This is a genomic window from Desulfovibrio piger (assembly GCF_951793255.1).
In the GTDB taxonomy this organism is placed as follows: Bacteria; Desulfobacterota; Desulfovibrionia; order Desulfovibrionales; family Desulfovibrionaceae; genus Desulfovibrio.
This window is the reverse complement of sequence record NZ_OX636706.1, coordinates 1,038,714-1,064,505: the sequence shown is the minus strand read 5'-3', so window position 1 is coordinate 1,064,505 and position 25,792 is coordinate 1,038,714. Positions and strand designations below refer to the sequence as shown.

Annotated in this window: 23 protein-coding genes; 9 read left to right on the top strand and 14 right to left on the bottom strand. The window is 64.0% G+C overall.

Going from position 1 to position 25,792, the window contains the following annotated elements; genetic code table 11:
• Positions 1–60: 60 nt before the first annotated feature.
• From Q4I12_RS04925 to Q4I12_RS04910, 4 genes are all read left to right on the top strand, one after another.
• Entirely contained in the window at positions 61–3,627 is a 3,567-nt protein-coding gene (locus Q4I12_RS04925) for an FAD-binding and (Fe-S)-binding domain-containing protein (RefSeq protein WP_168934745.1), read from the top strand.
• 184 nt (positions 3,628–3,811) lie between these two features.
• On the top strand, positions 3,812–4,315 hold the full coding sequence (gene panD / locus Q4I12_RS04920) for an aspartate 1-decarboxylase (RefSeq protein ID WP_168934744.1): 504 nt from the start codon (positions 3,812–3,814) through the stop codon (positions 4,313–4,315).
• 743 nt (positions 4,316–5,058) lie between these two features.
• A complete protein-coding gene (locus Q4I12_RS04915; protein ID WP_302260813.1) occupies positions 5,059–6,369 on the top strand; it encodes a malic enzyme-like NAD(P)-binding protein in 1,311 nt (436 codons plus the stop codon).
• A 199-nt stretch (positions 6,370–6,568) separates the two neighbouring features.
• Positions 6,569–6,979 (top strand): OsmC family protein, encoded by a 411-nt coding sequence (locus Q4I12_RS04910; protein ID WP_168934742.1) that lies wholly within the window; start codon positions 6,569–6,571, stop codon positions 6,977–6,979.
• Between the two features lie 9 nt (positions 6,980–6,988).
• On the opposite strand, the gene Q4I12_RS04905 is transcribed toward Q4I12_RS04910, so the two are convergent.
• The 13 genes from Q4I12_RS04905 to Q4I12_RS04845 all read right to left on the bottom strand — a co-directional run bounded on the left by Q4I12_RS04905 (position 6,989) and on the right by Q4I12_RS04845 (position 19,675).
• A protein-coding gene (locus Q4I12_RS04905; protein ID WP_295640739.1) for an IS5 family transposase occupies positions 6,989–7,749 on the bottom strand; the annotation gives its coding sequence in 2 pieces (ribosomal slippage) (positions 6,989–7,392 and positions 7,392–7,749; 762 coding nt in all).
• Positions 7,750–8,134: 385 nt separating this feature from the next.
• Entirely contained in the window at positions 8,135–9,163 is a 1,029-nt protein-coding gene (locus Q4I12_RS04900) for an FAD:protein FMN transferase (protein ID WP_302260811.1), read from the bottom strand.
• Positions 9,156–10,088: an RnfABCDGE type electron transport complex subunit B gene (gene rnfB, locus Q4I12_RS04895; protein WP_006007242.1), complete on the bottom strand. Its 933-nt coding sequence runs from the start codon at positions 10,086–10,088 to the stop codon at positions 9,156–9,158. The genes Q4I12_RS04900 and rnfB overlap by 8 nt, the downstream gene beginning before the upstream one ends.
• Positions 10,089–10,137: 49 nt before the next feature.
• Complete coding sequence (locus Q4I12_RS04890) at positions 10,138–10,713, bottom strand: electron transport complex protein RnfA (RefSeq protein WP_168934740.1); 576 nt, start codon at positions 10,711–10,713, stop codon at positions 10,138–10,140.
• A gap of 27 nt (positions 10,714–10,740) precedes the next feature.
• A complete protein-coding gene (rsxE, locus tag Q4I12_RS04885) occupies positions 10,741–11,421 on the bottom strand; it encodes an electron transport complex subunit RsxE (protein WP_168934739.1) in 681 nt (226 codons plus the stop codon).
• A gap of 10 nt (positions 11,422–11,431) precedes the next feature.
• Positions 11,432–12,010: an RnfABCDGE type electron transport complex subunit G gene (gene rnfG, locus Q4I12_RS04880; RefSeq protein ID WP_297137676.1), complete on the bottom strand. Its 579-nt coding sequence runs from the start codon at positions 12,008–12,010 to the stop codon at positions 11,432–11,434.
• A gap of 2 nt (positions 12,011–12,012) precedes the next feature.
• Entirely contained in the window at positions 12,013–12,972 is a 960-nt protein-coding gene (locus Q4I12_RS04875; RefSeq protein WP_168934737.1) for an RnfABCDGE type electron transport complex subunit D, read from the bottom strand.
• Positions 12,972–14,243, bottom strand: a complete 1,272-nt coding sequence (locus tag Q4I12_RS04870) for an electron transporter RnfC (protein WP_168934736.1) — start codon at positions 14,241–14,243, stop codon at positions 12,972–12,974. Before Q4I12_RS04870 ends, Q4I12_RS04875 begins: the two co-directional genes overlap by 1 nt.
• 10 nt (positions 14,244–14,253) lie before the next feature.
• Positions 14,254–15,066 (bottom strand): cytochrome c3 family protein, encoded by an 813-nt coding sequence (locus Q4I12_RS04865; protein WP_302260804.1) that lies wholly within the window; start codon positions 15,064–15,066, stop codon positions 14,254–14,256.
• A gap of 277 nt (positions 15,067–15,343) precedes the next feature.
• On the bottom strand, positions 15,344–16,699 hold the full coding sequence (locus Q4I12_RS04860) for an alanine/glycine:cation symporter family protein (protein WP_302260802.1): 1,356 nt from the start codon (positions 16,697–16,699) through the stop codon (positions 15,344–15,346).
• Positions 16,700–17,460: 761 nt separating this feature from the next.
• Complete coding sequence (gene pyrE, locus Q4I12_RS04855) at positions 17,461–18,021, bottom strand: orotate phosphoribosyltransferase (RefSeq protein ID WP_040369879.1); 561 nt, start codon at positions 18,019–18,021, stop codon at positions 17,461–17,463.
• 21 nt (positions 18,022–18,042) lie between these two features.
• Positions 18,043–19,338 (bottom strand): adenylosuccinate lyase, encoded by a 1,296-nt coding sequence (purB, locus tag Q4I12_RS04850; RefSeq protein WP_168934734.1) that lies wholly within the window; start codon positions 19,336–19,338, stop codon positions 18,043–18,045.
• Positions 19,339–19,345: 7 nt separating this feature from the next.
• Positions 19,346–19,675 (bottom strand): FmdB family zinc ribbon protein, encoded by a 330-nt coding sequence (locus tag Q4I12_RS04845; protein WP_168934733.1) that lies wholly within the window; start codon positions 19,673–19,675, stop codon positions 19,346–19,348.
• Between the two features lie 721 nt (positions 19,676–20,396).
• Here Q4I12_RS04845 and rnhA point away from each other — a divergent pair.
• A complete protein-coding gene (gene rnhA / locus Q4I12_RS04840) occupies positions 20,397–20,876 on the top strand; it encodes a ribonuclease HI (protein ID WP_168934732.1) in 480 nt (159 codons plus the stop codon).
• Positions 20,877–20,891: 15 nt separating this feature from the next.
• Positions 20,892–21,878 carry a hypothetical protein gene (locus tag Q4I12_RS04835; protein ID WP_204625504.1) on the top strand — a complete coding sequence of 329 codons (987 nt, stop codon included), beginning with the start codon at positions 20,892–20,894 and terminating at the stop codon, positions 21,876–21,878.
• 331 nt (positions 21,879–22,209) lie between these two features.
• On the opposite strand, the gene Q4I12_RS04830 is transcribed toward Q4I12_RS04835, so the two are convergent.
• The gene (locus tag Q4I12_RS04830) at positions 22,210–22,530 is read right to left on the bottom strand and encodes a hypothetical protein (RefSeq protein WP_006007205.1); all 321 of its coding nucleotides are present in this window, start codon (positions 22,528–22,530) and stop codon (positions 22,210–22,212) included.
• 81 nt (positions 22,531–22,611) lie between these two features.
• Here Q4I12_RS04830 and Q4I12_RS04825 point away from each other — a divergent pair, with 81 nt between their 5' ends.
• The 3 genes from Q4I12_RS04825 to Q4I12_RS04815 are packed head-to-tail and all read left to right on the top strand — an operon-like array spanning position 22,612 to position 25,554.
• Positions 22,612–23,547, top strand: coding sequence for an ABC transporter ATP-binding protein (locus Q4I12_RS04825; RefSeq protein WP_204625503.1), 936 nt, complete (start codon positions 22,612–22,614; stop codon positions 23,545–23,547).
• 4 nt (positions 23,548–23,551) lie between these two features.
• Positions 23,552–24,232 carry a hypothetical protein gene (locus tag Q4I12_RS04820; protein ID WP_302260799.1) on the top strand — a complete coding sequence of 227 codons (681 nt, stop codon included), beginning with the start codon at positions 23,552–23,554 and terminating at the stop codon, positions 24,230–24,232.
• Positions 24,229–25,554, top strand: coding sequence for a DUF4857 domain-containing protein (locus Q4I12_RS04815; protein WP_302260798.1), 1,326 nt, complete (start codon positions 24,229–24,231; stop codon positions 25,552–25,554). The genes Q4I12_RS04820 and Q4I12_RS04815 overlap by 4 nt, the downstream gene beginning before the upstream one ends.
• Positions 25,555–25,792 lie beyond the last annotated feature (238 nt).

Genomic DNA, 25,792 nt, shown 5'->3' with positions numbered 1-25,792 from the left:
CATCCGGCCCGCCGGGCCCGTGCACAAGGAAAATGCAGAAGACAACGAGGTACCTACGCCATGGCTCACAAGGGTCCGCACATATCCATCTCACCTGACTATGTGGTCAACCGCATCCTGCGTATCAATATCGACGACTTCGCGGAGTGGCCCGAGTCTGTGCGGCATCTGGCCATTGCCATTGCCGAAGAACTGTTCCTGGTGGCCTACAACCCCTTCATCAACGTGGAGACCGTGCGCAACAGCGTGCACGCCCGCTTCGAACGGGAATCCATGGCCCTGGCCCACTATTTCGCCAACGCCATCGGCGAAGGCATCACCATGTTCTGGTCCGCCTATGAGGCCGAACGCAGCTTCCGCGAAGAGCTGATCTCCGCCCTGCGCAACATCCTGCCCAACGAGTGCATCCTTTCCTCGCCCTCCGCCCTGGTGGCCTCGGCCACGGACGCCACGGACCTGCGCATGGAACTGCCCCTGCTGGTGGTGGAACCCGACAGCGCCGAGCAGGTGGCTGCCCTGGTGAAGCTGGCCAATGACATGAAGTTTGCCCTCATCCCGCGCGGCGGCGGCTCCGGCATGACCGGCGGCGCCGTGCCGGCCCGCAAGCGTACGGTCATCGTCAGCCTCACCCGTCTGACCAAGATCGGCCCCATCGACCTTGAGAACATGACCGTCACCGTGGAAGCCGGCGCCATCACCCAGAACGTCATCAAGGCCGTGGACGCGGCCGGGGCGCTCTTCTCCGTGGACCCGGCCTCCAAGCAGGCCTCGTCCATCGGCGGCAACGTCTCCGAAAACGCCGGCGGCCCCAGCGCCTTCGAATACGGCACCACCCTGGACAACCTGCTCTGGTGGCGCATGGTCACCCCCACGGGCGAGATCATCAGCGTGGAACGCGAGAACCATCCCCGCCACAAGATCCTGCCCGAAGAAACGGCCGTGTTCGTGGTCAAGGACATCAGCGGCGGCGTGCGCAACGTCATCCACCTGCGCGGCGACGAGATCCGCCTGCCCGGCCTGGGCAAGGACGTGACCAACAAGGCCCTGGGCGGCCTGCCCGGCATGCAGAAGGAAGGCGTGGACGGCATCATCACCGAGGCCTGCTTCATCATCCATCCCAAGCCCAAGTTCAAGCGCGTCATGGTGCTGGAATTCTTCGGCCGCTCCATGCACCCCGCCGCCGTGGTGGTGCGCGAGCTGGTGGGCCTGCGCAACCGCATCCGTCAGGAAGGCGACTACGCCCATCTGTCCGCCCTGGAAGAATTCAACGCCAAGTACGTGCAGGCCATCGAGTACAAGCGCAAGTCCCAGAAGTATGAGGGCCTGCCCATCTCGGTCATCATCCTCCAGGTGGACGGCGACGACCCCTACCTGCTGGACAAGTGCGTCAACGACATCGTCTGCGTGGTGGAAGAACAGGACAACGTGGACATCATCGTGGCCCAGGACGACAAGGAAGGCGAACGCTTCTGGGAAGACCGGCACCGCCTGTCGGCCATCGCCAAGCGCACCTCCGGCTTCAAGCTCAACGAGGACGTGGTCATCCCCATGGACCGCATCCCGGACTTCGCCCTCTTCCTCGAACAGCTCAACCTGGAATGCACGGCCCAGGCCTACCGCCACGCCCTGCAGGAAGTGGGCCGCCTGCCCGGCTTCCCCATGGAAGACAAGGAATTCAACCGCGAGTTCTCCTTTGCCTCCAAGGTGGCGTCCGGCGACAACCCGCAGGCCGAGCTTTCCGATACCGAGCTCTGGAAGCGCGCCGAGGCCTTTTTGGCCGGCATGGGCCAGAAGTACGCCCATCTGGACAAGAAGATCGGCAAAATCCGCGATTACATGGAAGCCAGCCGCATCGTGGTGGCCAGCCACATGCATGCCGGTGACGGCAACTGCCATGTGAACATCCCGGTCAACTCCAACGACGCCCACATGCTGGAAGAGGCCGAAGAGACCGCGGCCCGCGTCATGGCCGAATGCCAGGAGATGGGCGGCGAGGTCTCCGGCGAGCACGGCATCGGCATCACCAAGATCTCCTTCCTCGGCAAGAGCAAGATGGACGCCCTGCGCGCCTTCAAGGAACGCGTGGACCCCCGCGACGTCATGAACCCGGCCAAGCTGGTGCATCGCGAACTGCCCGTGCGTCCCTTCACCTTCTCCTTCAACCGGCTCATCAACGACATCCACGCCAGCGGTCTGCCGGACAAGGAAAAGCTCATCAGCCTGCTGTCCACGGTGCAGGTCTGCACCCGCTGCGGCAAGTGCAAGCAGGTCTGCTCCATGTGCTACCCCGAGCGTTCCATGCAGTACCACCCCCGCAACAAGAACATGGTGCTGGGCATGCTGCTGGAAGCCGTCTATTACTCGCAGGTCAACAAGGGCGCCATCGACGACAACCTGCTGCGCTGGCTGCGCGACCTGGTGGAACACTGCACGGCCTGCGGCCGCTGCCTGGCCAACTGCCCGGTCAAGATCCCGTCCGGCGAGGTGGCCCTGACCCTGCGCTCCCTGCTGGAACACGAGAACGCCGGCGGTCATCCCATCAAGAAGCGTGCCCTGGAATGGCTGGTGCATGACGTTTCGTCCCGCGTGCCCAAGGCGGCCAAGATGGCCTCGCTGGGCCAGAAGGTGCAGAACAAGCTGCTGGGCGTGGTGCCCTCCGTGTGGAAGAAGCGCATGCAGAGCCCCATCTTTGCGGGCAGCGGCCCCAAGATGGGCTACACCAACCTGTACGAATCCCTGCGCCTGCACCGCGGTTCCGTGTTCGCGCCCAGGGAAGTGACGCCGGGCATGCCCTGCGTGCTCTACTTCCCCGGCTGCGGCGGTTCGCTCTTCTATGACCGCATCGGTCTGGCCGCCATCATGCTGCTGCTGCACACCGGCCACGCCGTGGCCGTGCCGCCGCGCCATTTGTGCTGCGGCTATCCCCTGCTGGCCGCGGGCATGGATACCGAATACGAAGACAACATGGCCCAGAACCGCCAGTATCTGGCCTCCATGCTGCGCAACCTCATCAAGCAGGGCTTCGATGTGCGCTATCTGGCCACGGCCTGCGGTTCCTGCCGCGACAGCCTGGCCCGCATGAAGCTCAACGAGCAGTTCCCGCAGCTGGAACAGAAGGACGTGAGCCAGATCGTCCTGCCCCTGCTGCAGCACGAGGGCATGGAAGCCCCGGTGGCCCCCGGCACCAATGTGCTCTATCACGCGGCCTGCCACTGCGAATGGGCGGGCGTGCCCACCCTCAAGGGACAGGCCCAGCTCACCGGCGCCCTGGAACAGCTCTGCAAGGTCAAGGTCTCCACCATCCCCGGCTGCTGCGGCGAGTCCGGCATGGGCGCCGTGACCTCCCCCACCATCTACAACCTGCTGCGCGCCCGCAAAAAGGAACGCCTGGCCCAGGCCTTCGAGCCCCAGCCGCAGACCGGCGCCTGCTACGCCGGGCCCATCCTGGTGGGCTGCCCCTCCTGCAAGATCGGCATCGCCCGCTGCCTCATCCAGCTCAAGGAAAAGCACCCCGTGCTGCACGTGCTGGAATGGCTGGCCAACCAGGTGGACGGTGAGGACCGCCGCCAGCGCTTCCGCCGCCGCGCCAACGAGACCCGCGGCGACGTGCGCATCGTCCAGTGCTAGACGAGAATGATGACGATGAAATGATATGAGGGGGGAAGGGAACGTTTTCCGCGGGGAAAGTCCCCTTCCCCCTTCATGCTCCCCCATTCTTCAAAATCGTCCACAAGGAGCCCGACGGCTCCTCCAGACCCTGCCCGGCGGTACGTTCTGCCGCATGACGGACAGGTCCCCCAAGGGGAACCACATGGAAAGAAAAGAAGTCACCCGTATGCTGGTGGGTGTCCAGCCCCAGGGGCAGGGCACCATCCGCGTCGTAGGCGCCAAGCTGCACGGTATCGTAGTCACGGAATCCAAGCTCAACTACCACGGCTCCATCACCATCGACACCGACATCCTCGAAGCGGCCCATCTGCTGCCGCTGGAATACGTCTACATCTGGAACAAGCACAGCGGTTCCCGCATCGAGACCTATGTGCTGCCCGGCCCGCGCGGCAGCGGCGTGGTCTGCCTCAACGGCGCCGCGGCCCGTACCTGTCAGGTGGGCGACGAGATCATCGTGGCCTCTTCCCGCGAGATCCCCGTCAGCGACTATCACGACGGCTTCTCCTGCCGGGTGCTGACCTTCGACCAGAGCGGCGAGCTGCCCAACCGTGTGGCCGAGAAGCTGGAATACCGCGTGGCCGCCAAGGGCGACGGCACGGAATTCGTCATCATGGACATGGCCACCGGCCAGGAATGGATCGGCTAGACAGTTCTTTTACCAGAGGGGAAGGGGACGCCATCGCGCTGCCGATGCCCGAAGCGACCGCGTCATGACGGGCATGGCCCTGCGACCGCCTCCGGCCGTCTCCGGTGGAAAATCTCCCCTTCCCCTCGTGTCTTCTCCAGCCTTCAAAAAGGCCGCACACGAAGCCTGACAGCGCCTCCCTCCCCTGCCCCGCTGATGGCCACACCGCATGCCGGAACAAAACGGCGCACCTAGGGACATCGGCCGTCCTCTTCCCGTCCCCGCTCCATAGGCGACCTACTCCCTGCATCCCGCGGAAGTAGCGGGCATCCCGCCATATTTTCCATTGCCCCTCTCCCACAGTACCGGGGGACCATCAGAGGCGCGCAGTCTGCCGCGCCACACCACCCGTCCATCCTTCTGAAAAAAACGCGTTGGGGGGAGGATGGGGGGCTCGGGGGGAAGGAGGGCCCCTTGTGCGCCGGCCAAGGGTCCCTCCTTCCCCCGCAACCAGCCACGTCCGCCCCCCTGCCCGCACTTGCGAAAGCGGCAACGGATTTTTATACTCATGTGTTGGCCGGGCGATCGCATGGCATACGGCCATGTCCCGCGGCCCGGGGCCGAAAACGCCCGTCATGGCGCGAGAGCGCGTGTTCCTCCCCGCTCCGATCAAGGAGCCACGCAAACAGGAGAACGCTGTCCCCACGCCTGTCCGGGCCCGTTTTTCACTATCTCACCGCTCCAGCCGAGCAGCAGAGGATACTATGAGCTATACCAAGGAAGATGTCTGGAAATATCATGCGGAGCCCCGCCCCGGTAAGGTGGAAGTGCTGCCCTCCAAGCGGGGCGAGACCCAGGACGACCTGACCCTGGCCTATTCGCCCGGCGTGGCCGATGCCTGCCGCGCCATCGAGGCCGATCCCGCCGCCGCGGCCAGCCTCACCGCCCGCAGCAATCTGGTGGCCGTGGTCAGCAACGGTACGGCCGTGCTGGGCCTGGGCAACATCGGCCCCCTGGCGGGCAAGCCCGTCATGGAAGGCAAGGGCATGCTCTTCAAGATGTTCGCCGACGTGGACGTCTTCGACCTGGAGCTGGCCACCACCGATCCCGACGAACTCATCAACGTGGTCAAGACCCTGGAGCCCACCTTCGGCGGCATCAACCTGGAAGACATCAAGGCCCCCGAGTGCTTCTACATCGAACAGAAGCTCAAGGAGATCATGAACATCCCCGTCTTCCATGACGACCAGCACGGCACCGCCGTCATCTCCGGCGCGGGCCTCATCAACGCGGCCCACATCGCCGGCCGCAAGATGGAAGACATGAAGGTCGTGGTGGTGGGCGCCGGTGCCGCCGGCATCGCCTGCGCCAACTTCTACGTCAGCCTGGGCGTCAAGCGCGAGAACATCTGGATGTTCGACAGCAAGGGCCTGATCCACAAGGGCCGCCAGGACAAGCTGCATCCCACCAAGGCCGCCTTCGCGCAGGAAAAGGACGCCACCCTGGCCGAAGCCATGCAGGGTGCCCATGTGTTCCTGGGCCTGTCCAAGCCCGGTCTGGTCACGCAGGACATGGTGCGCAGCATGGCCTCGCATCCCGTGATCTTTGCCTGCGCCAACCCCGTGCCCGAGATCACCTACGCCGAAGCCAAGGCCGCCCGTGACGACCTGCTCATGGGCACCGGCCGCTCCGACTGCCCCAACCAGATCAACAACGTGTCCGGCTTCCCCTTCATCTTCCGCGGCGCCCTGGACGTGCAGGCCACGGAGATCAACGAAGCCATGAAGCTGGCCGCTGCCGAGGCCCTGGCCATGCTGGCCCGCGAAGACGTGCCCGAAGAAGTGAGCAAGGCCTACGGCGGCAAGAAGTTCAGCTTCGGCCCCGACTACATCATCCCCAGCCCGCTGGATCCGCGCATCATCGAATGGGTGACGCCCGCCGTGGCCCGTGCCGCCATGGAAAGCGGCGTGGCCCGCGCCCGCATCGAGGATCTGGACGCCTACCGCGCCGGTCTGCGCGAACGCGTGGCCCGCATGCGCCATCGCGCCGACGCCGCCCGTCTGGCCAACGATTAAAGCAGCGGACGATCCCGCTGTTCCGAACGTACGGGGAGGCAGCCGCCTCCCCTTTTTTCATGGCCGGAACGGTCCGGCATCCCGGACATGGCCCGGCATAACGCCACAAGGCCCCCAGAAGCCGCGAAACCGTTTTCCCTGACTGCGGTTGCGTCCGGGGAGCGGACAGGGCATTCTGGGGCAAAAAAGGAGTTCCCCCATGGCAGACATCACCGCCAAATATCTCGGCGACCTGCGCGTGGAATGCGTGCACCAGCAGAGCGGTACCGTGCTCGTCACCGACGCCCCTAAGGACAACAACGGCAAGGGCGAGGCCTTCTGCCCCACCGACCTTTGCGCCACGGCCCTGGCCGCCTGCGCCATGACCATCATCGGCATCTACGGCCGGAACCACGGCGTGGACGTGACCGGCACCACCATCGAGATCAGCAAGACCATGAGCGCCAACCCGCGCCGCATCGGCAAGATCGAGATCATCTTCAACATGCCCGACCGTGAGTTCTCCGAAAAGGAAAAGACCATGATCGAACGGGCCGCCCATACCTGCCCCGTGCATCTGAGCCTGCATCCCGATACCGAGCAGGTCTTCACCTTCAAGTGGAGCCGCTAGATAGTGTCGTCAAATTATGTTTGCCCACAAAGATATGCATCTGATTTGAACGGCGGCAAGAAAAGATGCACATCTTTTGGCATATCGTGTGGCAATTCCCCGCCAGCGCTTGAGATGGAGAAAAGCATTCTCGACAAGATGCCTGACTTTGTAGAGCTCTCTGTCATAGTTGCGTGATATTTTACGACTTCTCTTTGGCGGGATGACAACCTGGAAACCGGATTCACCTGCTTTGCGGAGAATACTCTCCGTATCGTAGCCTCTATCAGCCAAAAGTGCCCCGGCACTCAACCCGTCAATCAACGCACAGGCCTCTTTGCAATCAGCTCGGGTACCTTCTGTAACAATAACTCTGACCGGCATACCATGCGCATCCACGGCCAGATGTATTTTTGAGTTGAGCCCCCTTTTGTGCGGCTCATGGCCTCATTACCTCCCGCAGCGCCCGCCGCATGGGGATGTACTTTGCAATGACTGGCATCAATGATGAGCCATTCAAAATCAGGTTCGACAATGAGAGCTTCGAGTATTTTCTCCCAAACTCCCCGATCTCGCCATCGGCAGAAGCGGCGATGTGTATTTTTCCAGTCGCCAAGATCGGGGGGTAAATCCCGCCACGGAGCCCCGGTTCTCAGTATCCAGAAGACGGCGTTGATAAACAATCGGTTATCGGCGGAAGGACGACCGACAGAGCCTTTGGAACCGGGAAGAAGTTTTTCAATATTTGCCCATACCTTGTCGGAAATATCATGCCTCCGATGTGCCGCCATATGGTCTCTCCTCATTGTAAGTGAAGAGATTATAACATACTTTTGAATTTGACGACACTATCTAGGGTACCCGGCGCACGATATGACAAAAAAGGGAGGACGACGTCCTCCCTTTTTTCATGCCTTGCGGCAGCCGCCGGATGCGGCGGCGGACCAGGTCGCTCTCCCCGGATGGCCGCCAGCGGCCGGAAGACGTCCCGGACGTTGTTTCCTCCTCCCCTCTTGCCTCCTTTTGCCGTGCCCCTTTTGAGGCCCGACGACAGGATACCGCGGCAGATCGCGGAGAGCGGGCTTGCCGGGATGGGGAACAGGAACGGCCGATGCCGGAAACGGAAAAAGCCCGTCCCCTGGGGGACGGGCTTTTTGCATCCATGAACAATCAGTATCAGGCTTCCGCAGGCCAGCGGCGGGAGACCTGCAGGCGGCCGTCCCGGCGCAGCAGGCCGCAGGCGCAGCCCGAAAGGCTGTCGGCCAGCGTCAGGGCCTCCCCGGCGGGCAGGACGGACAGGCCGGTGGCCAGTGCATCGGCCTGCATGCAGGTGGCGGCCAGCACGCTCATGCTGCCCAGCACGGGGCTCCGCCCGGTGGACGGGTCCAGCAGATGGTGATGGCGCCCCTCGGCGTCATAGTGCATCTCATAACCGCCGGACGTGGCGATGGCCTGGTTGTACAGCTCCAGCACCTGCGGGTAGTGGCCGCGCTTTTCCGGATCTTCCACGGCCACGCGCCAGAACACGCCCGGGGCCTTGTGACCGCGCGCCAAGATGTCGCCGCCGGCATTGATGAGATGGTTCTCGCAGCCCGCGCGCAGCAGCACGGCGGACATGGCATCCACGATATGCCCCTTGGCGATGCCGTCCAGGGTCAGGCCCATGCCCTGCCGTTCCAGACGCATCCCGTCGCGACCGGCGTACACGGCCTCGGTATCCACCAGGGCCAGGGCCTCGCGCAGGTCGCTCTCGGGCAGCTCCAGCTCGCCTTCGGGATTGCTGCGGCTCTCCAGCAGGCGCACCAGGGGCAGGACAGTGGCATCGAAGGCACCGCCGGTCAGATGGCAGATGCCGTGGGCCCGCTGCCAGACATTGAGCAGCTCGGGCGGCACGTCACGCAGGCTGCCCTGGCTGTTGAGCACGCCCAGGGGGGCCGCCGCGTCATGCTGGGTCAGCAGGGCTTCCAGACGGCGCCCCTCGGCAAAGGCCAGATCCATGGCATCGTGGGCCTGGGTGGACGAGGGACAGGCCACGGTGATGCTCACCATGGTGCCCATGAACAGGGCCGTCTGCTGCGTGGGCGCGCCAAGGCGCGTCACGGCCCGGGCGGGCGCGGGCTCCAGGACGGAGGCCGCACCGGCCAGAAGCAGGCCGCTGCCGGCCAGCGTCCAACGCAAAAAATCTCGGCGAGAGGTCTTAGGCATTGCAGTTCTCCTGTGCGGGGCGGTCATTCTTTCCGGTCACAGGCACGGTGCCGCCCCCAGCAGCGCCGTCGCCATCGCTGTCATCCTTCATCCTGGCCACATTGGCGGCCTCGATGCCCGTGGGGCAGGTTCGCCGCAGGATGTGGCGGGCACAGGCCTCCACGCAGGCCTCACCGCAATCAGGCCCGTAAGAAACACACTTGATCTGGTCCACCACCATGCGCCCGGCCACGTTGCTCACGGCCTTGGCCGGACAGGCCTTGGCGCAGCGGCCGCAATTGATGCAGCCCGCGTCGCAGACTTCGGTCACGGCACGCAGCTTGTCGCGCGTATTGCAGAACACGGCCACACGATGGCGGCGCGGCACCAGCTCCAGCACCCCGCGCGGGCAGGCCGACACGCACATGCCGCAGCCCGTGCAGCGGGACATGTCCACGCGCACCACGCCGTCCTTGACCTGCATGGCGTCGAAGGGGCAGACCTGCACGCAGTCGCCGAAGCCCATGCAGGACCAGTGGCAGGTATCGGTGCCGCCGCGCAGCATGGCCGCCGCCGCGCAGGAGGGCATGCCCTGGTACTGGTAGCGCAGGGCCACGTTGCCGGCCAGCTTGTCACAGCGCCGCAGCGAGAACAGGGGCTCCGCCTCGGCCACGGTCTTGCCGGTCAGCTCGCCCACGGCGATGGCCGTATCGGCACCGCCGGCGCAGCATTTGTTGGCCGGGATGTCGGGATCGGAGACCACGGCCGCGGCGTAGCCTTCGCAGCCGGCAAAGCCGCAACCACCGCAGTTGGCCCCGGGCAGGACCTCCAGCACGGCCTCCACCCGCGGGTCTTCCTTGACGTAGAAGACGCGCGAGGCGATGGACAGCAGGATGGCGGCCACGAGCCCCAATCCGAACAGGGTGATGATGGAAACGAAAACCATATATGCCTCTCCTTGCCGCCCAGCGGCAGTCAAAAGCCCGTAGTCCGCGTTATTGCGCCATGCCCTTGAAGCCCATGAAAGCCAGCGACATCAGGCCGGCCATGATGAGGGCGATGGGCGTCCCGGCCATGGCCTTGGGCAGACGGCAGGTATCCAGCCGCTCGCGGATGCCCGCCATGAGCAGGAGGGCCAGGGTGAAGCCCACGGCCGAGGCCCCGCCGTACAGTACGGAGGTGAGCAGGTCGTATTCCTCGCGCTGCACCAGGATGGCCACGCCCATGACGGCGCAGTTGGTGGTGATCAGCGGCAGGAAGATGCCCAGGGCCGCATACAGGGGCGGCACCATCTTCTTGAGGAACATCTCCACGAACTGCACCAGCGAGGCGATGACCACGATGAAGACGATGGTCTGCAGGTAGCCCAGGCCAAAGGGCTCCAGCACGTAACGCTGCATGAGCCAGGTGCAGGCCGTGGCCACGATGATGACGAAGATCACCGCGCCGCCCATGCCCAGGGCCACGCCTTTTTCCTTGGAGCAGCCAAGGTAGGGGCAGTTGCCCAGGTACTGGGCCAGCACGATGTTGTTGACGAAGATGGCCGAGATGAAAAGCTGGAAGATATCCATACGCGCATCCTTGCGAAAGCCTGCGGGCTACTGTTCCTGACGCTGCTGGAGCATGCTGCACGCCTTGCAGCCGCCGCAGCTGGAGGTTTCCACCACCTGGCCGCCCTTGCGGCGCGCCTGCCAGACATTGATGACGTTCATGGTGGCCAGGATGAGGCCCAGGCAGATGAAGGCGCCGGGGGCCTGCACCATGATGGCGAACGGCTGGAAGCCGTCCCACATGACCGGGTGGCCGAACCAGGTGCCGTTGCCCAGGATCTCGCGCAGCGAGCCCAGGAAGGTCAGCGACATGGTGAAGCCCAGACCGATGCCCAGGCCGTCGGCCACCGAGGCGGCCACGCCGTTCTTGGCAGCGAAGGCCTCGGCGCGGGCCAGGATGATGCAGTTCACCACGATGAGCGGCACGAAGATGCCCAGCTGCTGGTAGAGCGGATAGGCATAGGCCTGCATGAGCAGTTCCACCGCCACCACCAGCGAGGCCGCGATGACGATGAAGCAGGCGATGCGCACTTTCTTGGGGATGATGCCGCGCACCATGGAAATGATCATGTTGGAGAGCACGAGCACGAAGATGACCGCCGCACCCATGCCCAGGCCGTTGTTGGCGGAGTTGGTGACCGCCAGCGTGGGACACAGACCAAGCACCAGCCGGAAGGGCGGCAGGTCCTTCCACAGCCCCTTGGTGAATTCTTGCATGACGCTGCTCATGGCCGGCTCCTTATTTGTTGCCCCAGGTCTTGAGGATTTCAGGCTTGAGGGCCTTGTAGGCCTCGGCGGCCAGGTTCACGGCCGTCACCGCACCCGAAGAGGAGATGGTGGCGCCGGAGATGCCGTCGATGCTGCCCCCCTGGCTCTTGAGGCCCACCGGCGCGGCGATGCCCCTGAACTGCCCGGTGAAGCCGGGCTCCGCGATACGCATGCCCAGACCGGGCGTTTCCTTGAGGGTGGTGGTGCCGATGCCCGCCAGCGTGTCGTTGGCCACATTGAAGCCCACCATCACGCCCACGTCACCGCCGTAGCCCTTGCCCTTGGCTTCCAGGGCCACCCCCACCAGCTTCCCGTCACGCATGGCGGGAAAGACCAGCACCCGGCCTTTCTCGGTCTCGAAGGCCTTGCGGTCGGCGATGGGCTGGTTGTCGATATCAGAGAACACCCCGGCAATGGCCGGTCCCTGCACATAGGTCAGCACCTGTTCCTCGATGACGGGCGCAGTGACCATCTTGAGGTAGGACAGGGCAAAGCCTGAAAGGCCGCACAGGGCTGACAGGACGACGATCATTCGCAGGATATCGGCCATGGCTAGCGCACTCCAAAAGGTTTGGGCCGGATGGAATCCAGCAGCGGGGCCACCAGATTGGCCAGCAGGATGGCAAAGGGCACACCGTCAAGGTAGATGCCGTACTTGCGGATGGTCATCACCAGCGCGCCGCCCAGCAGGCCGTACAGGAACATGGGCAGGGGGCGCGACGGCGCGTTGGCCGGATCGGTGATGAGGAAGAAACCGCCCAGCATGACCGAGCCCGTGCACAGATGGAACAGGGGCGAGGCGTCGGTGGCGGGGCTGCTCATGCAGAAGAGCGCGGCCAGGCCGGCCACCCCGGCAAAGAAGCCCAGGGCGATCTGCCAGCGGATGATGCCGCGGGCCGCCAGCAGGGAGCCGCCCAGGAAGAGCGCCCCCACCTGCCCGGCGCCGAGGCCGTTGATCTGCTGGCCCAGCAGCAGGTCCTGCAGGGGGATGCTGCCGGCATCGGCCCAGCCGAAGAACTTGAGCCGCACCAGCGGGTCCACCATGGACGCGGCGTTGAGCTGCACGGCATTAGGTTCCATGAACAGGGGGAAGGAGACGAAGAGCACGGCCCAGCCCACCACGGAGGTGTTGACCGGGTTGGCGCCCAGACCGCCAAAGGCCATCTTGCCCAGGCTGATGGCGATGAGCGGCGCCATGACCGCGATCCACCAGGGGGCGTCGGCCGGCAGCATGAAGGACAGCAGCAGGCCGGAACAGACGGCCGTGTAGTCGTCGATGGCCAGCTCGCGGCCCATGAGTTTCTGGCAGGCGGCCTCGGTGAGCACGGCCACGGCCACACACAGGGACATGACGCGTACGGCGGGCAGGCCCCAGGTCCAGACGGCCCCGATGACGGCAGGCAGCAGGGCCGCGAGGGTCATCAGGCTCTGGCGGCGCACGGTGCGCCCGCAATGCCAGTACGGCGGGGCGCTCATGGCCAGCAAAACGGAAGATTGAGCGGCAGCGGGCATCAGTTTTCTCCTTCCTTGGCTTCGGCGGCAGGCTGCGCCGCGGGACGCAGCTCCCGTTCTTTCAGACGGCGGGCCTCATCGGCCTGGGCCAGCTTGTGCTTGGCCAGACGGATGTATTGCAGGACCGGACGGCGGGCGATGCAGACATAACCGCACAGGCCGCATTCCAGACAGCAGTCCACGTGTTCGTCGCGGCAGCGCTCGTGCAGGGCGAATTCCGCGTTGCGGCTCAGCATGCTGGGGCTCAGGCGCGCGGGACAGATCAGCACGCAGGCGCCGCAGTTGATGCAGGGGCTGTGGCCTTCCATGGGCGGCACGGTACCGGCCTCCACCACGAAGACGCCCGTGGCCCCCTTGGTGATGCTGCGGTCCAGGCGGTCGATGCTCTCGCCGCGCAGCGGGCCGCCGCGAACCAGGGTGTCGCCGCTGTTGAGCTTGATGTGGGCGAATTCCAGCAGCTCGCCCAGCATGCTGCCTTCCTTGACGATATAGTTGCCGGAGTGGGTGTAGCTGCCCAGGGTGATGACCGACTCGATGAGCGGCAGGCCCGTGCGGGCCACGCGGCCCAGGCTCCAGACATTGTGGAGCCCCACCACGCCCACGCCTTCGGGCTTTTCCTTGCCGGTGACGCTCTTGACCAGCAGGGCATCGACGCTGGCCGGATAGCGGGCCGTCACGCGCACCACTTCCACGTCGTCGAAATGCAGGTGCATCTCGCGCGGCACGGCCAGCAGGATGCGTTTGGCCGGGGAAAGGCGGCGCAGCACGGCCAGACCGGCCCGCAGCGTGCCCTGGTGGGTCAGCAGCATGGGCTCGGCCCAGGTGACGCCGGGGTCGGGGTTGAGGCCGTTGATGATCAGGGTCTCGCACTGCTGGCCCAGGCTCTTGGTGTTCAGGCCCAGGCTCTTGAGCAGCACGGCCAGTTCCTGGCCCGTGCGTTCGTCATTGATCAGGTCCACCTTTTCCACGCCGTCGGCCAGGGCGCGCAGGGCCTCGTCGGGCTCGATGGCCTCCACGAAGAGGCTGCGCTCGGTCACGTCGGTGATGCGGCCGAAGATGGGCGAAAACGCGTCCCCCTTGAGCGGCGAAGGATGCACCGCCAGGCGCATGCGCGGGTAGACCAGGGCTTTCTTGGTCACGCCTTCCACGAGCTTGTAGCCCTCGCGGTTGAGGCGCACGCGGCGCGGTTCCGGGCCGTTGCTGTAGCGTTGCGTCACCCCGTACACCAGGTGGAAACGCGGGTCCTTCAACATCTGAAATACTTCTTTCATACCCGCCTCACTACTTGGTATGGCACTGGGCACACTTGTCCTTGCCGAAGGGGCCCTTGCCGAGCTTTTCATGACAGCCCATGCACTGGCCGTGGAAGGCGTCCATACGGCCGGGGATCAGCTTGTCCGGCGTCTTCTTCACATGGCAGACCGTGCAGTCGGCATACAGGGCGTTCACCTTGCCCTTCACGGCAGCCTCATCCTTGCGCGTGGGCTTCAGCTCATGGCAGGAAGCGCAGTTCTTGGCCTTGCCGAACAGATCCTGATGGCAGGCCGCGCAGCGCGCGTGCACGGCATCGGCCAGCACCGGCGGCGTGCCGGGCTCGGCAGCCTTGTTGGCGGGCCGGGCCCCGGCCTCATGGCAGTTGGCGCAGCTCTGCGGTTCGGGCTCGATGTTCGTGTCGGCATGGTGGCAGGAGGTGCAGTCCACGCCAAAGTCCTCGCTGTGCTGCTGGTGCCCCCAGTCCTTGGCCGCCAGTTCGTAATGGTGGCAGGTCACACAGCTTTCCGCCGGATAGCTCTTGGCATGCCCCGCCTTGAAGGCATCGTCCAGGGCCACGCCGTGGCAGCTGGCACAGGCCATGGCCTTGTCGGGCGTCTTCTGCAGGCTCTCGTGGTGGCAGGTGGCGCAATCTTCCTTGAGCAGACGGCTGTGCTTCTGATGATCGAAGACCACGGGACCACCCGCATTGTCGAACAGGATGCGACGTGTGGCAGGTTCCTTGTCCCCCGCGACCGGGCCCGCCGGCAGCAGATAGCCGGCGATCCCCGTCACGGCCAGGACGGCCGTCAGGATGGCGATGGAAAGGTAACGTTTTTGCAATGCCTTGCCCCTCTTCCAAAAGGTGAACGGGATAGGAGCCTCCGGCGTCCCGGCCGGCAGTCCGTCATGCCGGACCGTCACGGAGGCACCGCTGCGCCCTTGCCAGCTCCGCAGCCTTCTCCCTGCCGGTCTTTTTCCATGGAAAAGGCCGTTTTCAGGGTGAGCGCCAAGACCCGCTCCCCGATGACGGAGAGCGCCGGCCCGAAGGCTGCCTTCCTCAGGCTATGTCATGGAATATGTTGCAAAGGGGCGGGCCCGGGGCCCGCCCCCCGGTTGCCTACACGACGAAACGGTCGTCCCGGGCCACCTCGTCCCGTACGATCTTGAACAGCACGGGGCTCAGCAGCAGGACACCGGTAAGGTTGGGCAGCGCCATAAGGGCGTTGCAGGTATCGGCCAGGAGCCACACGGCATCCAGGGCCAGGACGGAACCCACGCCCACCGCCAGGCAGTACACCAGGCGGAAGACCATCTGGGCCCGGTCGCCGAACAGGTAGATGGCGCAGCGTTCACCGTACACACACCAGCCGAGGATGGTGGTGAAGGCGAAGAAAGTCAGACAGATGGTGACCGCGAACTGGCCCACACCGGGCAGCGCCTGTTCGAAGGCCATGGAGGTCATCATGCTGGCGGCGGAGGAACCGGCGGACCAGGTGCCCGTCACCAGGATCACGAAGCCCGTCATGCTGCAGACGATGATGGTATCGATGAAGACGTCGAGCATGCCGATGGAGGCCTGCACCAGCGGGGTCTCGGCCGTGGAGGCCGCGTGGGCCATGGGAGCGGTACCCAGGCCGGCTTCGTTGGAGAAGATACCGCGGGCCATGCCCTGACGGATAGCCATCATCACCGTGGCGCCCACAAAGCCGCCGGTGGCCGCCGTGGGCTGGAAGGCGTCGGAGATCACCCACCAGAACACGGAGGGGACCTTTTCGATGTTCATGCCGATGATGAGCAGGCACATGAAGACATACATGATGGCCATGAAGGGCACGATCTTGCCCGCCACGGCGCCGATGCGGCGCACGCCGCCCAGCAGCACGGCCACGCACAGGCCCACCAGGATCAGGCCGCACAGCCACGCGGGCAGGCCGAAGGTGCCGGAGATGTTGTCGGTGATGGCCTTGGCCTGCACCATGCCGCCCGTACCGATACAGGCGCAGATGCCGAACACGGCAAAGCAGGTGCCCAGCCAGACCCATTTGGGGCCCAGGCCGTTCTTGATGAAGTACATGGCGCCGCCCACCCAGTTGCCGGCGGGGGTCTTTTCGCGGAAGTGCACGGAAAGCAGCACTTCGCTGAACTTGGTCATCATGCCCACCAGGGCCGTGACCCACATCCAGAACAGGGCGCCGGGGCCGCCCACGGCGATGGCCAGGGCCACGCCCACCACGTTACCGGTACCGATATCTGCGGCCAGAGCGGTCATGAGGGCATTCCACGGCGAGATCTCGCCGTGTTCGGACTGATGGGACCGCCCCTGCCACAGGCACTTGTAAGCTCGTACCCAGTTGCGGAAGGAGAAAAAGCGCAGCGCTATATTCAGATAGATGCCCGTGCCTACCAGCAGCACCAGCATGACCGGGCACCACAAAAATCCGTTAAAGGTTTCCAACAGCTTGTAAAGCTCCACTTTTCCATCCTCCCGGGGCTCGCCCCTGTCCTCTCGTTGATATCTTCCGCCCGGACAGCCCTCTGCATCCGGCCGGAATGCCCGTGCCACAGCGGATGGCACAAAAACACGCTAGCACGCTTTCACCATCGCTGCAAAGGGCCGGGCTCTGCTTTACGCCGGTTTTACACGGAAAAACGCGCACTTTGTTACGCAATGCACATAGTCCCGCCATGACTGTTCACACAAACAGTCAAAAAACCTTCCATACACTTTAAGAAATAACGAACAAGCCAAACAAATGAACATCATAAAACTGTATATGATGCAAAATATACTTTATTTTTTTGTGTTACTGCGTCAAAAGTACATTGTGAATCAAAATCGATATACGTCCAGGCGTCTCTATCATCAATGTGACAAAGTTTTTCAGCCTGCACATTTCCGGCAGCTTTGCGCCATCACATTTTTCGGCGGCCTTCGGAAAAATTTCCTGAAAAAAATTTCAAAAAATTTTTTCCTGTGACCTTTCACGCTGCTTTCCAGGCCTGTCAGCGCCCTGCCGCAGGCAAAAATCCGGGAAGGCAAGCGTGCGGCACAGGCGCTTGCCGCCCAGCCCCCCGGCCTGTGCCGGACAAAAGCGTACAAAAAAGGGCAGCCCGAAGGCTGCCCTTTGACGATCAGTGTATCCCCGGTCCGGGACGGATCTGGAGTGGGCCCCATGGTGGGCGTCATCCCCGCCATGTCCCGGATCATGCCGGGAACGCTCCAGCGAAAAAGCCCTAGGAGCGGGCCATCTCCACCAGTTCCTTGCGGGTGAAGAGGGAGTGCAGTTCGTAACCGGCTTCCTTCAGCTTTTCGCGGCCGCCTTCTTCTCGGTCCAGGATGCAGCACACGGCCACGATGTCCAGACCGGCGGCGCGCACACGGTCACAGGCCTTGAGCAGGGAGCCGCCGGTGGTCACCACGTCTTCCAGCATGGCCACTTTGTCGCCGGGTTTGAAGTTGCCCAGGCCTTCCACGAACTGGCCGGTGCCGTGGTCCTTGGCTTCCTTGCGCACCAGCAGGCCGTTGAGGGGACGGCCCAGTTCATGCGAGATGGCGGTGGTGGCGGAGACCAGCGGGTCGGCGCCCATGGTCATGCCGCCCACGCCCACCACGGGCACGTCCTTGAGCAGGTCGTTGAACAGCGTACCGATGAGCCAGGAACCTTCGGCATGCAGGGCGGTCACGCGGCAATCGAAGTAATAGTCGCTGCGACGGCCGGAAGCCAGGACGAAGTCGCCTTCACGGTAGGACTTTTCCACCAGCAGGCGGGCCAGACGACGCTTGATCTCCAGGATGGACTGCTGCACGGGAGCCTCCTAATTGCCGAAGACGCGCTTGTAGATGACGTCTTCGTATTTAAGATAGTAGGTGGGATCGAAAAGTTCGGCCAGCTGGGCATCGCCCAGACGTTCATGCATGTCGGGGTCGGCGCACACCAGCTCGGGGAAGGGCTTGCGGGTCTCCCAGCTCTGCATGGCCAGGCGCTGCACGGCCTCATAAGCCTTCTGGCGCGGCAGGCCGGTGGCGATGAGGGCGGTGAGCACGCGCTGGGAGAAGTACAGGCCGTAGGAACGCTCCATGTTCTCCTTCATGCGCTCGGGCTTGACCACCAGGCCGTCCAGCAGGCGGCACAGGCGGTTGAGCACGTAGTCGGCCAGGATGGTGGAGTCGGGCATGATGACGCGCTCCACGGACGAATGGCTGATGTCGCGCTCGTGCCACAGGGCCTGGTTCTCCATGGAAGCCACGGCATTGCTGCGGATCAGGCGGGCAAGGCCGGCCATGTTCTCGGCGGAGATGGGGTTCTTCTTGTGCGGCATGGCCGAGGAGCCCTTCTGGCCCTTGGCGAAGCCTTCTTCCACTTCCAGCACCTCGGTGCGCTGCAGATGGCGCAGCTCCACGCACAGGCGCTCGATGCCGCCGGCCAGGATGGCCAGGGAGGTGAAGAAATGGGCATAGCGGTCACGCTGCACGATCTGGGTGGAGTGCGGGTCCACGGCCAGGCCCAGACGGGTCAGGGCCTTTTCCTCCAGTTCGGGAGAAAGGAAGGCGTAGGTGCCCACGGCGCCGGAGATCTTGCCCACGCGCACGCTCTCGATACCGGCCTTGACGCGCTCCAGATGGCGCTGGAACTCGGCGTGGAAGCCGGTCATCTTGAGGCCGAAGCTGGTGGGTTCGGCATGGATGCCGTGGGTGCGGCCCATGCAGAGCACGCCCTTGTGCTTGCGGGCCAGGGCTTCCAGAGAAGCCAGCACCTTTTCGATGTCTTCCACGATGAGCTTGCCGGCCTGCATGAACAGATAGCCGTTGGCGGTGTCCACGATGTCGGAAGACGTACAGCCCAGATGGATGTAGCGGGCGTCGGGGCCCACCTTTTCTTCCAGCGAAGTGAGGAAGGCGATGACGTCGTGACGGGTGGTCTGCTCGATCTCGAGGATGCGGTCCACGTCGATGTCGGCCTTTTCCCGGATGGTCTTCACGGCCTCGGCGGGCACGCGGCCCAGTTCGGCCCAGGCCTCGCACACGGCCACTTCCACAGCCAGCCAGGCGCGGTAACGGTTCTCCAGGGTCCAGATGCGGCCCATGGCGGGCCGGGTGTAGCGCTCAATCATAGGTACCTCACGCGGAAGGGGTCGACGAAGAGGAGGTGGAAGAACCCGAGCCTCCGGAAGTGCTGCTGGCAGTGCTGCCGGAAGAAGTGGAACTCGTCGACGAGGAGGCGGAAGAAGAAGGGGTGGACGTGCTGTTCTCGTCCTTGATGCCCTTGCGGTAGCCGTAATCGCTGACATACCAGCCGCCGCCCTTGAGCACGAAAGACGTGTGCGACATGACCCGCGGCGAGGGGGTGCCGCAATCAGGGCAGGGCTCCTGGGCCTGCATGTCGGTCACATGGGTCCATTCTTCAAAGACTTTCTGACAGTTGGGACACTGATATTCGTAGATGGGCATAGCTATAACGCCAAGAACGGCCACGACAGCCCCTTTTTTGTCCGGGGCCATCGGCCGTTGTGCTGAAATTCGCGGCTCCCCGCAGGGAACCGGCAATGAACTGTCCGCGGAAACTAGGCCTTGGCGGCCTTGGCTTCACGCACGCGCTGTTTCAGACGTTCAGCGCGACGATGACGGCGGCGATCCAGTTCCTTTTTACGCTCAATTTTCTTGTGAGCCATGATGTCCTCCACGGGGGTGATGCCCCCATTAATTTTTGGTAGAAAAGCATATCCCAAAGGCTCCGCAAAGTCCAGCCTGCAGAACGAAGACCACGGCCCCGCCCGCGCTCTCCCCCGTTTTGCGGCCCCCGCTGTGCGCGCGGGCACACCCGGGGAGGCCCCGTTGCCAGCGCCCCGCTTCTTTCCTACACTGCGCGGTCATGTTGCAATCCACAGTCGCCCCATCCGCCGACTGAGCTTTAGCCGTTGCGACGCAGGAAGCTACGGATAAAGACAGCAATGTGTTACGCGGCAAGGCAGCCCATGAAAGCGCTGTCGCTATCCGTAAGCCCGCTGGTGCGGGCAACGGCTACCGCCTCCGCGACCGGCGGATAGGGGGCGTGCGGATCGCCCCTCCCTGAAGGGAGAAGTTACGGAAAAGGATTTCATCGGCTTCGCCGTCTTGTCAAATTCCCTTTTCCCCCTGAAGGGGGAGGTCTCAAACCACAAAGGAATTCTTGATGAAGAAAGTCATCATCTATACGGACGGTTCCTGCCTGGGCAATCCCGGCCGGGGCGGCTGGGCCGCCATCCTCTGCCTGGTGGGCAGCACGGCCCGCCGCGAGCTGGTGGGCGGCGCCCGCCTGACCACCAACAACCGCATGGAACTGGGCGGCGTCATCGCGGCCCTCTCCGCCCTGCGCGAAGCCTGCGAGGTGGACCTCTACACCGATTCCAAATACGTCTGTGACGCCGTGGAAAAAGGCTGGCTGGCCGGCTGGCAAAAGCGCAACTGGATCAAGAGCGACAAGAAGCCCGTGCTCAACGTGGACCTCTGGAAGCAGCTCCTGCCCCTGCTGCGCACCCACAAGGTCACCTTCCACTGGCTGCGCGGCCATGCCGGACACCGCGAGAACGAACGCTGCGACGAACTGGCCCGCGCCTTCGCCGCCGGTCCCGACCTGCCCGAGGACACGGGCTTCACGGCCGCCCAGGCCTGATCCCGCGCCCTGCCCATGAACGATATCCTTTCCCCTGACACTCTGCATTCCCTGGCCCTGCTCTGGAAAGGCCTGCTCTGGCCCCTGCTGCGTCTGCTGCTGGGCCTGTGCGTGGGCCTGCTGCTGGCCAATCTGCTGGAGGCCCTGCGCTGGACGCGCCATCTGGCCCGCCTGGCCACCCCGCTGGCCCGGGCCGCCCATCTGCGCGACGTGGCGGGCGCGGCCTTCTCCCTGGCCTTCGTCTCCCCGGCAGCGGCCAACGGCCTGCTTTCCGAAAGCCACCAGAAAGGCGAGATCGACGGCCGGGAACTCATGCTGGCCAATCTGTTCAACAGCTTCCCGGCCTATCTGGTCCACACGCCCACCATCTTCCTGCTCACCTGGCCCGTGCTGGGCTGGCCCGCCGTGGTCTATGTGGGCCTGACCCTGCTGGCCGCCGTGGGCCGTACCGGCCTGACCATCGCCTTTTCCCGCCGCCTGCTGCCCGCACCGCCGCAGGGCTGCCTGGCCTGCACGGCCGCCGCCGACGGCGAGACCGGCTGGCGCGCCGCCGCCCGCAAGGCCTGGAAGCGCTTCCGCCGCCGAGTGCCCAAGCTGGTCTGCTTCACGGTGCCCGTCTACATCATCATGTATCTGTTGCAGCGCTACGGCCTGTTCACCGCCGCCGAGGAGTGGCTGGCCATGCACATGGAATGGCTGGCCTTCCTCAAGCCCCAGGCCATGGGCATCATCGTGCTGCATCTGGCCGCCGAGCTGGGCGCAGCCCTGGGCGCCGCAGGCAGCGTGCTCCAGACCGGCGGCCTCGAGGCCCGCGACGTGGTGCTTGCCCTGATGGTGGGCAACATATTGTCCACGCCCATGCGGGCCATCCGCCACCAGCTGCCCGCCTACGCCGGTTTCTACCGCCCGGCCCTGGCCCTGCGCCTGATCCTGGCCAACCAGGGCCTGCGCGCCGTCAGCATGGCCGTGGTCACCCTGCTGTACTGGTGGGTGGCGTTTTAGTAAGGAACAGACGAGGGGGAGAGGGAGAACCGTTTTGGAAAACGGTTCTCCCTCTCCCCCTCGCGCTCCCCCTTTCCCTTCCCAAAACTTTCAGCAGGGGCAAGAGAGGAGAAAGACAGCCTGCCTTTCCTTCATACCGAGACAGGTATTGTCTGCTCTCCGGGCTCCGGAAAGACACCAGCGCGCATATGGCTCAAGGCATCGCCCGCCCGGCATTCTTTGCCATAGTGGCCGGACTGTGCCGCCAGGGGCTCTCGGTATGCCCTGTCCTTCCTGCCGTCCTTCACATCCTGCCTGCCGGAGAGCCGGATGACAGGGCGGAGTCCCCCTTCTAACGCACAAGAGAATCGCCGCGTACCTCTACGGAATGACCGGCCCCACCGTCGAACAATACCGAAAAATCCCCCTGTGGCCTGTTCAGGGTCACCTCACTGTTGGAGTCCAGACGGGCCTCTTGCAAAACAACGCCGCTGCTGTCCCGCACCACGATCCTGATACCCGTTGCCGACGAACCGTCCGAGTAACCGCCCTGGCAGGTGAACGTCCCATCAGCGTTGTCAAAACAGTTCAGCAGGGCACTGTGCGCTGCCGCAGGCGATGCCTGTGCCCCCAACAGGGCCGCTACTGCCAGAATGAAGAGAAGATTCTTCATTGTTCCTCCTCCTATGCTTGCATTATTGACATTGAATTTCTTTTTCATATAGACCTGTCAAAAAAAGAGCAAGGAGGAGGTATGCGATTTCCCCCGGTCTGCGTGGACCATCTCCGGCACGCCTATGGAAAGCACAAGGTCTATGAAGATCTGTCGCTCTCTTTTGAGATGGGCAAGATTTACGGTCTGCTGGGCAAGAACGGCGTTGGCAAGACGACGCTGATCAAGATAATCATGGGCTTTCTCAAGCCGCTGGGCGGCAGCTGCCGTATCTTCGGGGACCCCGCCCATGCCATACGGCCCGCTACCCGGGAGAGGGTAGGCCTGCTTTTTGAGCGCCACCTTGCCTATGATTTCTTCACCATTGCCCAGGTCGAACGCTTTATGGCGGCTTTTTATCCCCGCTGGAAAGCGGAACGTTATCATGCCCTTGTGGATGTCCTGGGCCTGCCCTCCACGCATCGCATCGCCCATATGAGTGAAGGGCAGCGCTCACAGGTCGTTTTGGGGCTCATGCTGGCCCAGGATCCGGACCTACTGGTACTGGACGACTACTCACTGGGCCTTGATGCCGGTTACCGGCGTCTCTTTGTGGACTGCCTGTGCGAATTTTTGCGTGACGGGCGGCATACGGTCATCCTTACGTCCCATGTCATCCAGGACATGGACCGATTTGTGGATGAAGCCATCTTTCTCCGGCGCGGCGGCGATGCCCTGAAACTGCCCCTTCGGGATTTCATGGACACGTTCCGCTGCTATCGCCTGCAGCACCGGGACGTTCCTGACGCCACTGCCCGTGACCGGCTGGACGCCCTGGCCTGCGGCAGGCATCCCCTGCCCGATGGTCTCATCAATGCAGAAGCCCACAGTGACCATTATGAACTGTTCGGCTTCGTCACGGCCTCCGGCATGGCCGAGGCCCTGGCCCGCACTGGCCTGTCCCTGTCCCCGGCAACCATGATCCCGACAGCCATGAACCTCGAAGATGCCTTCATCGGCTATACCGGCAGGAGGTAGCGGGATGATACTTTTGCTGCGAAGCATCTTTTTCAAGGAATTTCTCAAGACCCGCGCGGGCATGGCCCTGCTGTGCGCGGGAAATCTGGCCTTCATGACCTGGCTTTGGCTGGCCATCCGCCGTCTTTTCCTGCAGGACCATCCCGAAATCGTCTGGTACAGGGTGCTGGACCTGGGTCAGATCCCCTACGCGCCTCTGGCCTACCTTCCCCTGTGCAGCGCCCTTGTCTTCTGCTGCTTCCAGTTCCTGCCGGAAATGCGTGACGAGCGATTCCGCATCTCCCTGCATCTTCCCTGCGGCATGGCTCCCCTGATACTGGCCCATCTGCTGTTCGGGCTCCTTTTTCTGACGCTGCTCTATGGCCTCGATGCCCTCGTTCTCGTCCTCCTCTGCCATAGTGCGTTCCCGCCTGAGGCGGCCCGCCTGGCCCTGCTGACGACTGCCCCCTGGTTCCTCGCGGGCCTGTATGCCTATCTGTGCCTTGCCTTCTGCCTTCTGGAACCCCAAGGCAAGGCCCGGCTCCTCGGCGTGATGCTGGCGGCGGGCATCTGCCCTCTCCTGCTTGCCCGGGCAGCTCCCGGAGCCTTCGCCCCCAGCCTGCCCTTCTTCGCAGCGGGCCTGCCTGTCCTGGCCACGGGCCTGCTGCTGCCCGCCCTGAACTACCGGCACAGGAGAATCGAATGATGCGTGCCGCAGCCCTGCTCTGCCTTACCCTAATGTCCGCTCTTATCCTGTCCTGGGGCCTGCCTCAGCTCTATGACATGGCCCTGCTCAAATCGCTGGACAAAACACATGCCTTCTTCAGTCCCGTGCTGAAAAAATTCATTTATACGGAACAGGTCCACGGCGAGGACGAAAAAGCCGCCCAAAAATCCGACGGGCACCATGCCGATATCGTCTACAAGGACGAAGACGGCGGTTACCATGACCGGCTGGAATTCGAGGCGGCCCTGCCCTTCATCTATTTCCGCAACATGGAGGCCCGCGGGCTGCTCCCCGTCCGCCTTGAAGGCAGGATCCTGCAACGTGAGGATATCGAGCGCTCACGACGGGTCCTGGAACTGCCCGCACGCCAGCTCGACGGCAAGGGGCCTGCACGGGAATATCTGCCCCTGCTGGAAGCCGATCCTGGACAGGTGGCGCTGGTCTACCCGGACGACCGCTTCCGCCTGACGGCAACAGGGATGCAGTTCCTCAACGCCGACAGCAACACACCGGACCAGGGCCTGAGCAGGCGTTTTACCGACGCTCTGCTCGCGGCGGGATTCCGTTTTCCCGCCCGACATGTAGGGGGGAACTTCACCACCTTCAAGCCATATGAGGGGGGCGTCTTTCTGGTGGACGGGACAGGGGCGCTCTTCCACCTGCTGCGATACCATGACCAGCCGCGAGTGACGGCCGTGCCATTACCGTCCGGCGTCACGCCCCGCCACGTTCTGGTATCCGAAAGCCGGGAACGTCGCTGGCTGGGACTGATGCTGGATGATGAGAAGACCGTCTGGCTCATGAAGGAGCGCGGAGCCGGACTGCCGCCGGCATTGCTGCCGCTGTCCATACCGCATTACGAGCCTGACAGCATGGATTGCAAGCTCATCTTCGATCCCCTCTACCTCACGGCCGTCGTATCGGACGCGACACACCTGCATGCCGCTGTCTACAGGCGGCCGCAGGCACTGACGGACACGCCGCTTCTCCCGTTACGGACCTTTTCGCACCACATGTCCCGTGCCCAACGCGTCTGGCAGCATCACCTTGCCGACACCATCTTCCCCTTCCGCCTGACGTTCACCCATGAAGACCGGGAGTCCTTCTCGCCCGAGATCACGCTCTCTCCCCGCTGGGCTTCCCTTGCCCTGCCGTTCTGCCTGGCACTGGCCCTGCTCCATGGCCTGCGTCTCGCACGGCGGCATGAACTCACGGGCAGCCGCTGGCTTGAGGTCGGCATGATCCTGGGGGGCGGCATCTTCAGCCTGATCCCTCTGCTGCTCCTTGACGAACGGAGCTGATGCCGGCAGGGGCCCCCTGTTCCTGAAAGGCGGGACAGCCTGGCTGTCCCGCCTTTCTTTTGCCGGCCGTAACGCCCCGTGGAAGCGTAAAGGCGGCACCTTCTATCTCCGCTTGCCGAACTGCCGGGCGCTCTGCCGCCCCGGGAGCCTGTCCCGGACGGTACCGGAGAGGCAGACGGACACCGCCTTCGTCGGATGCGGCCGGGACTGCCGGACGGAACCACGGCCATAAGACGGC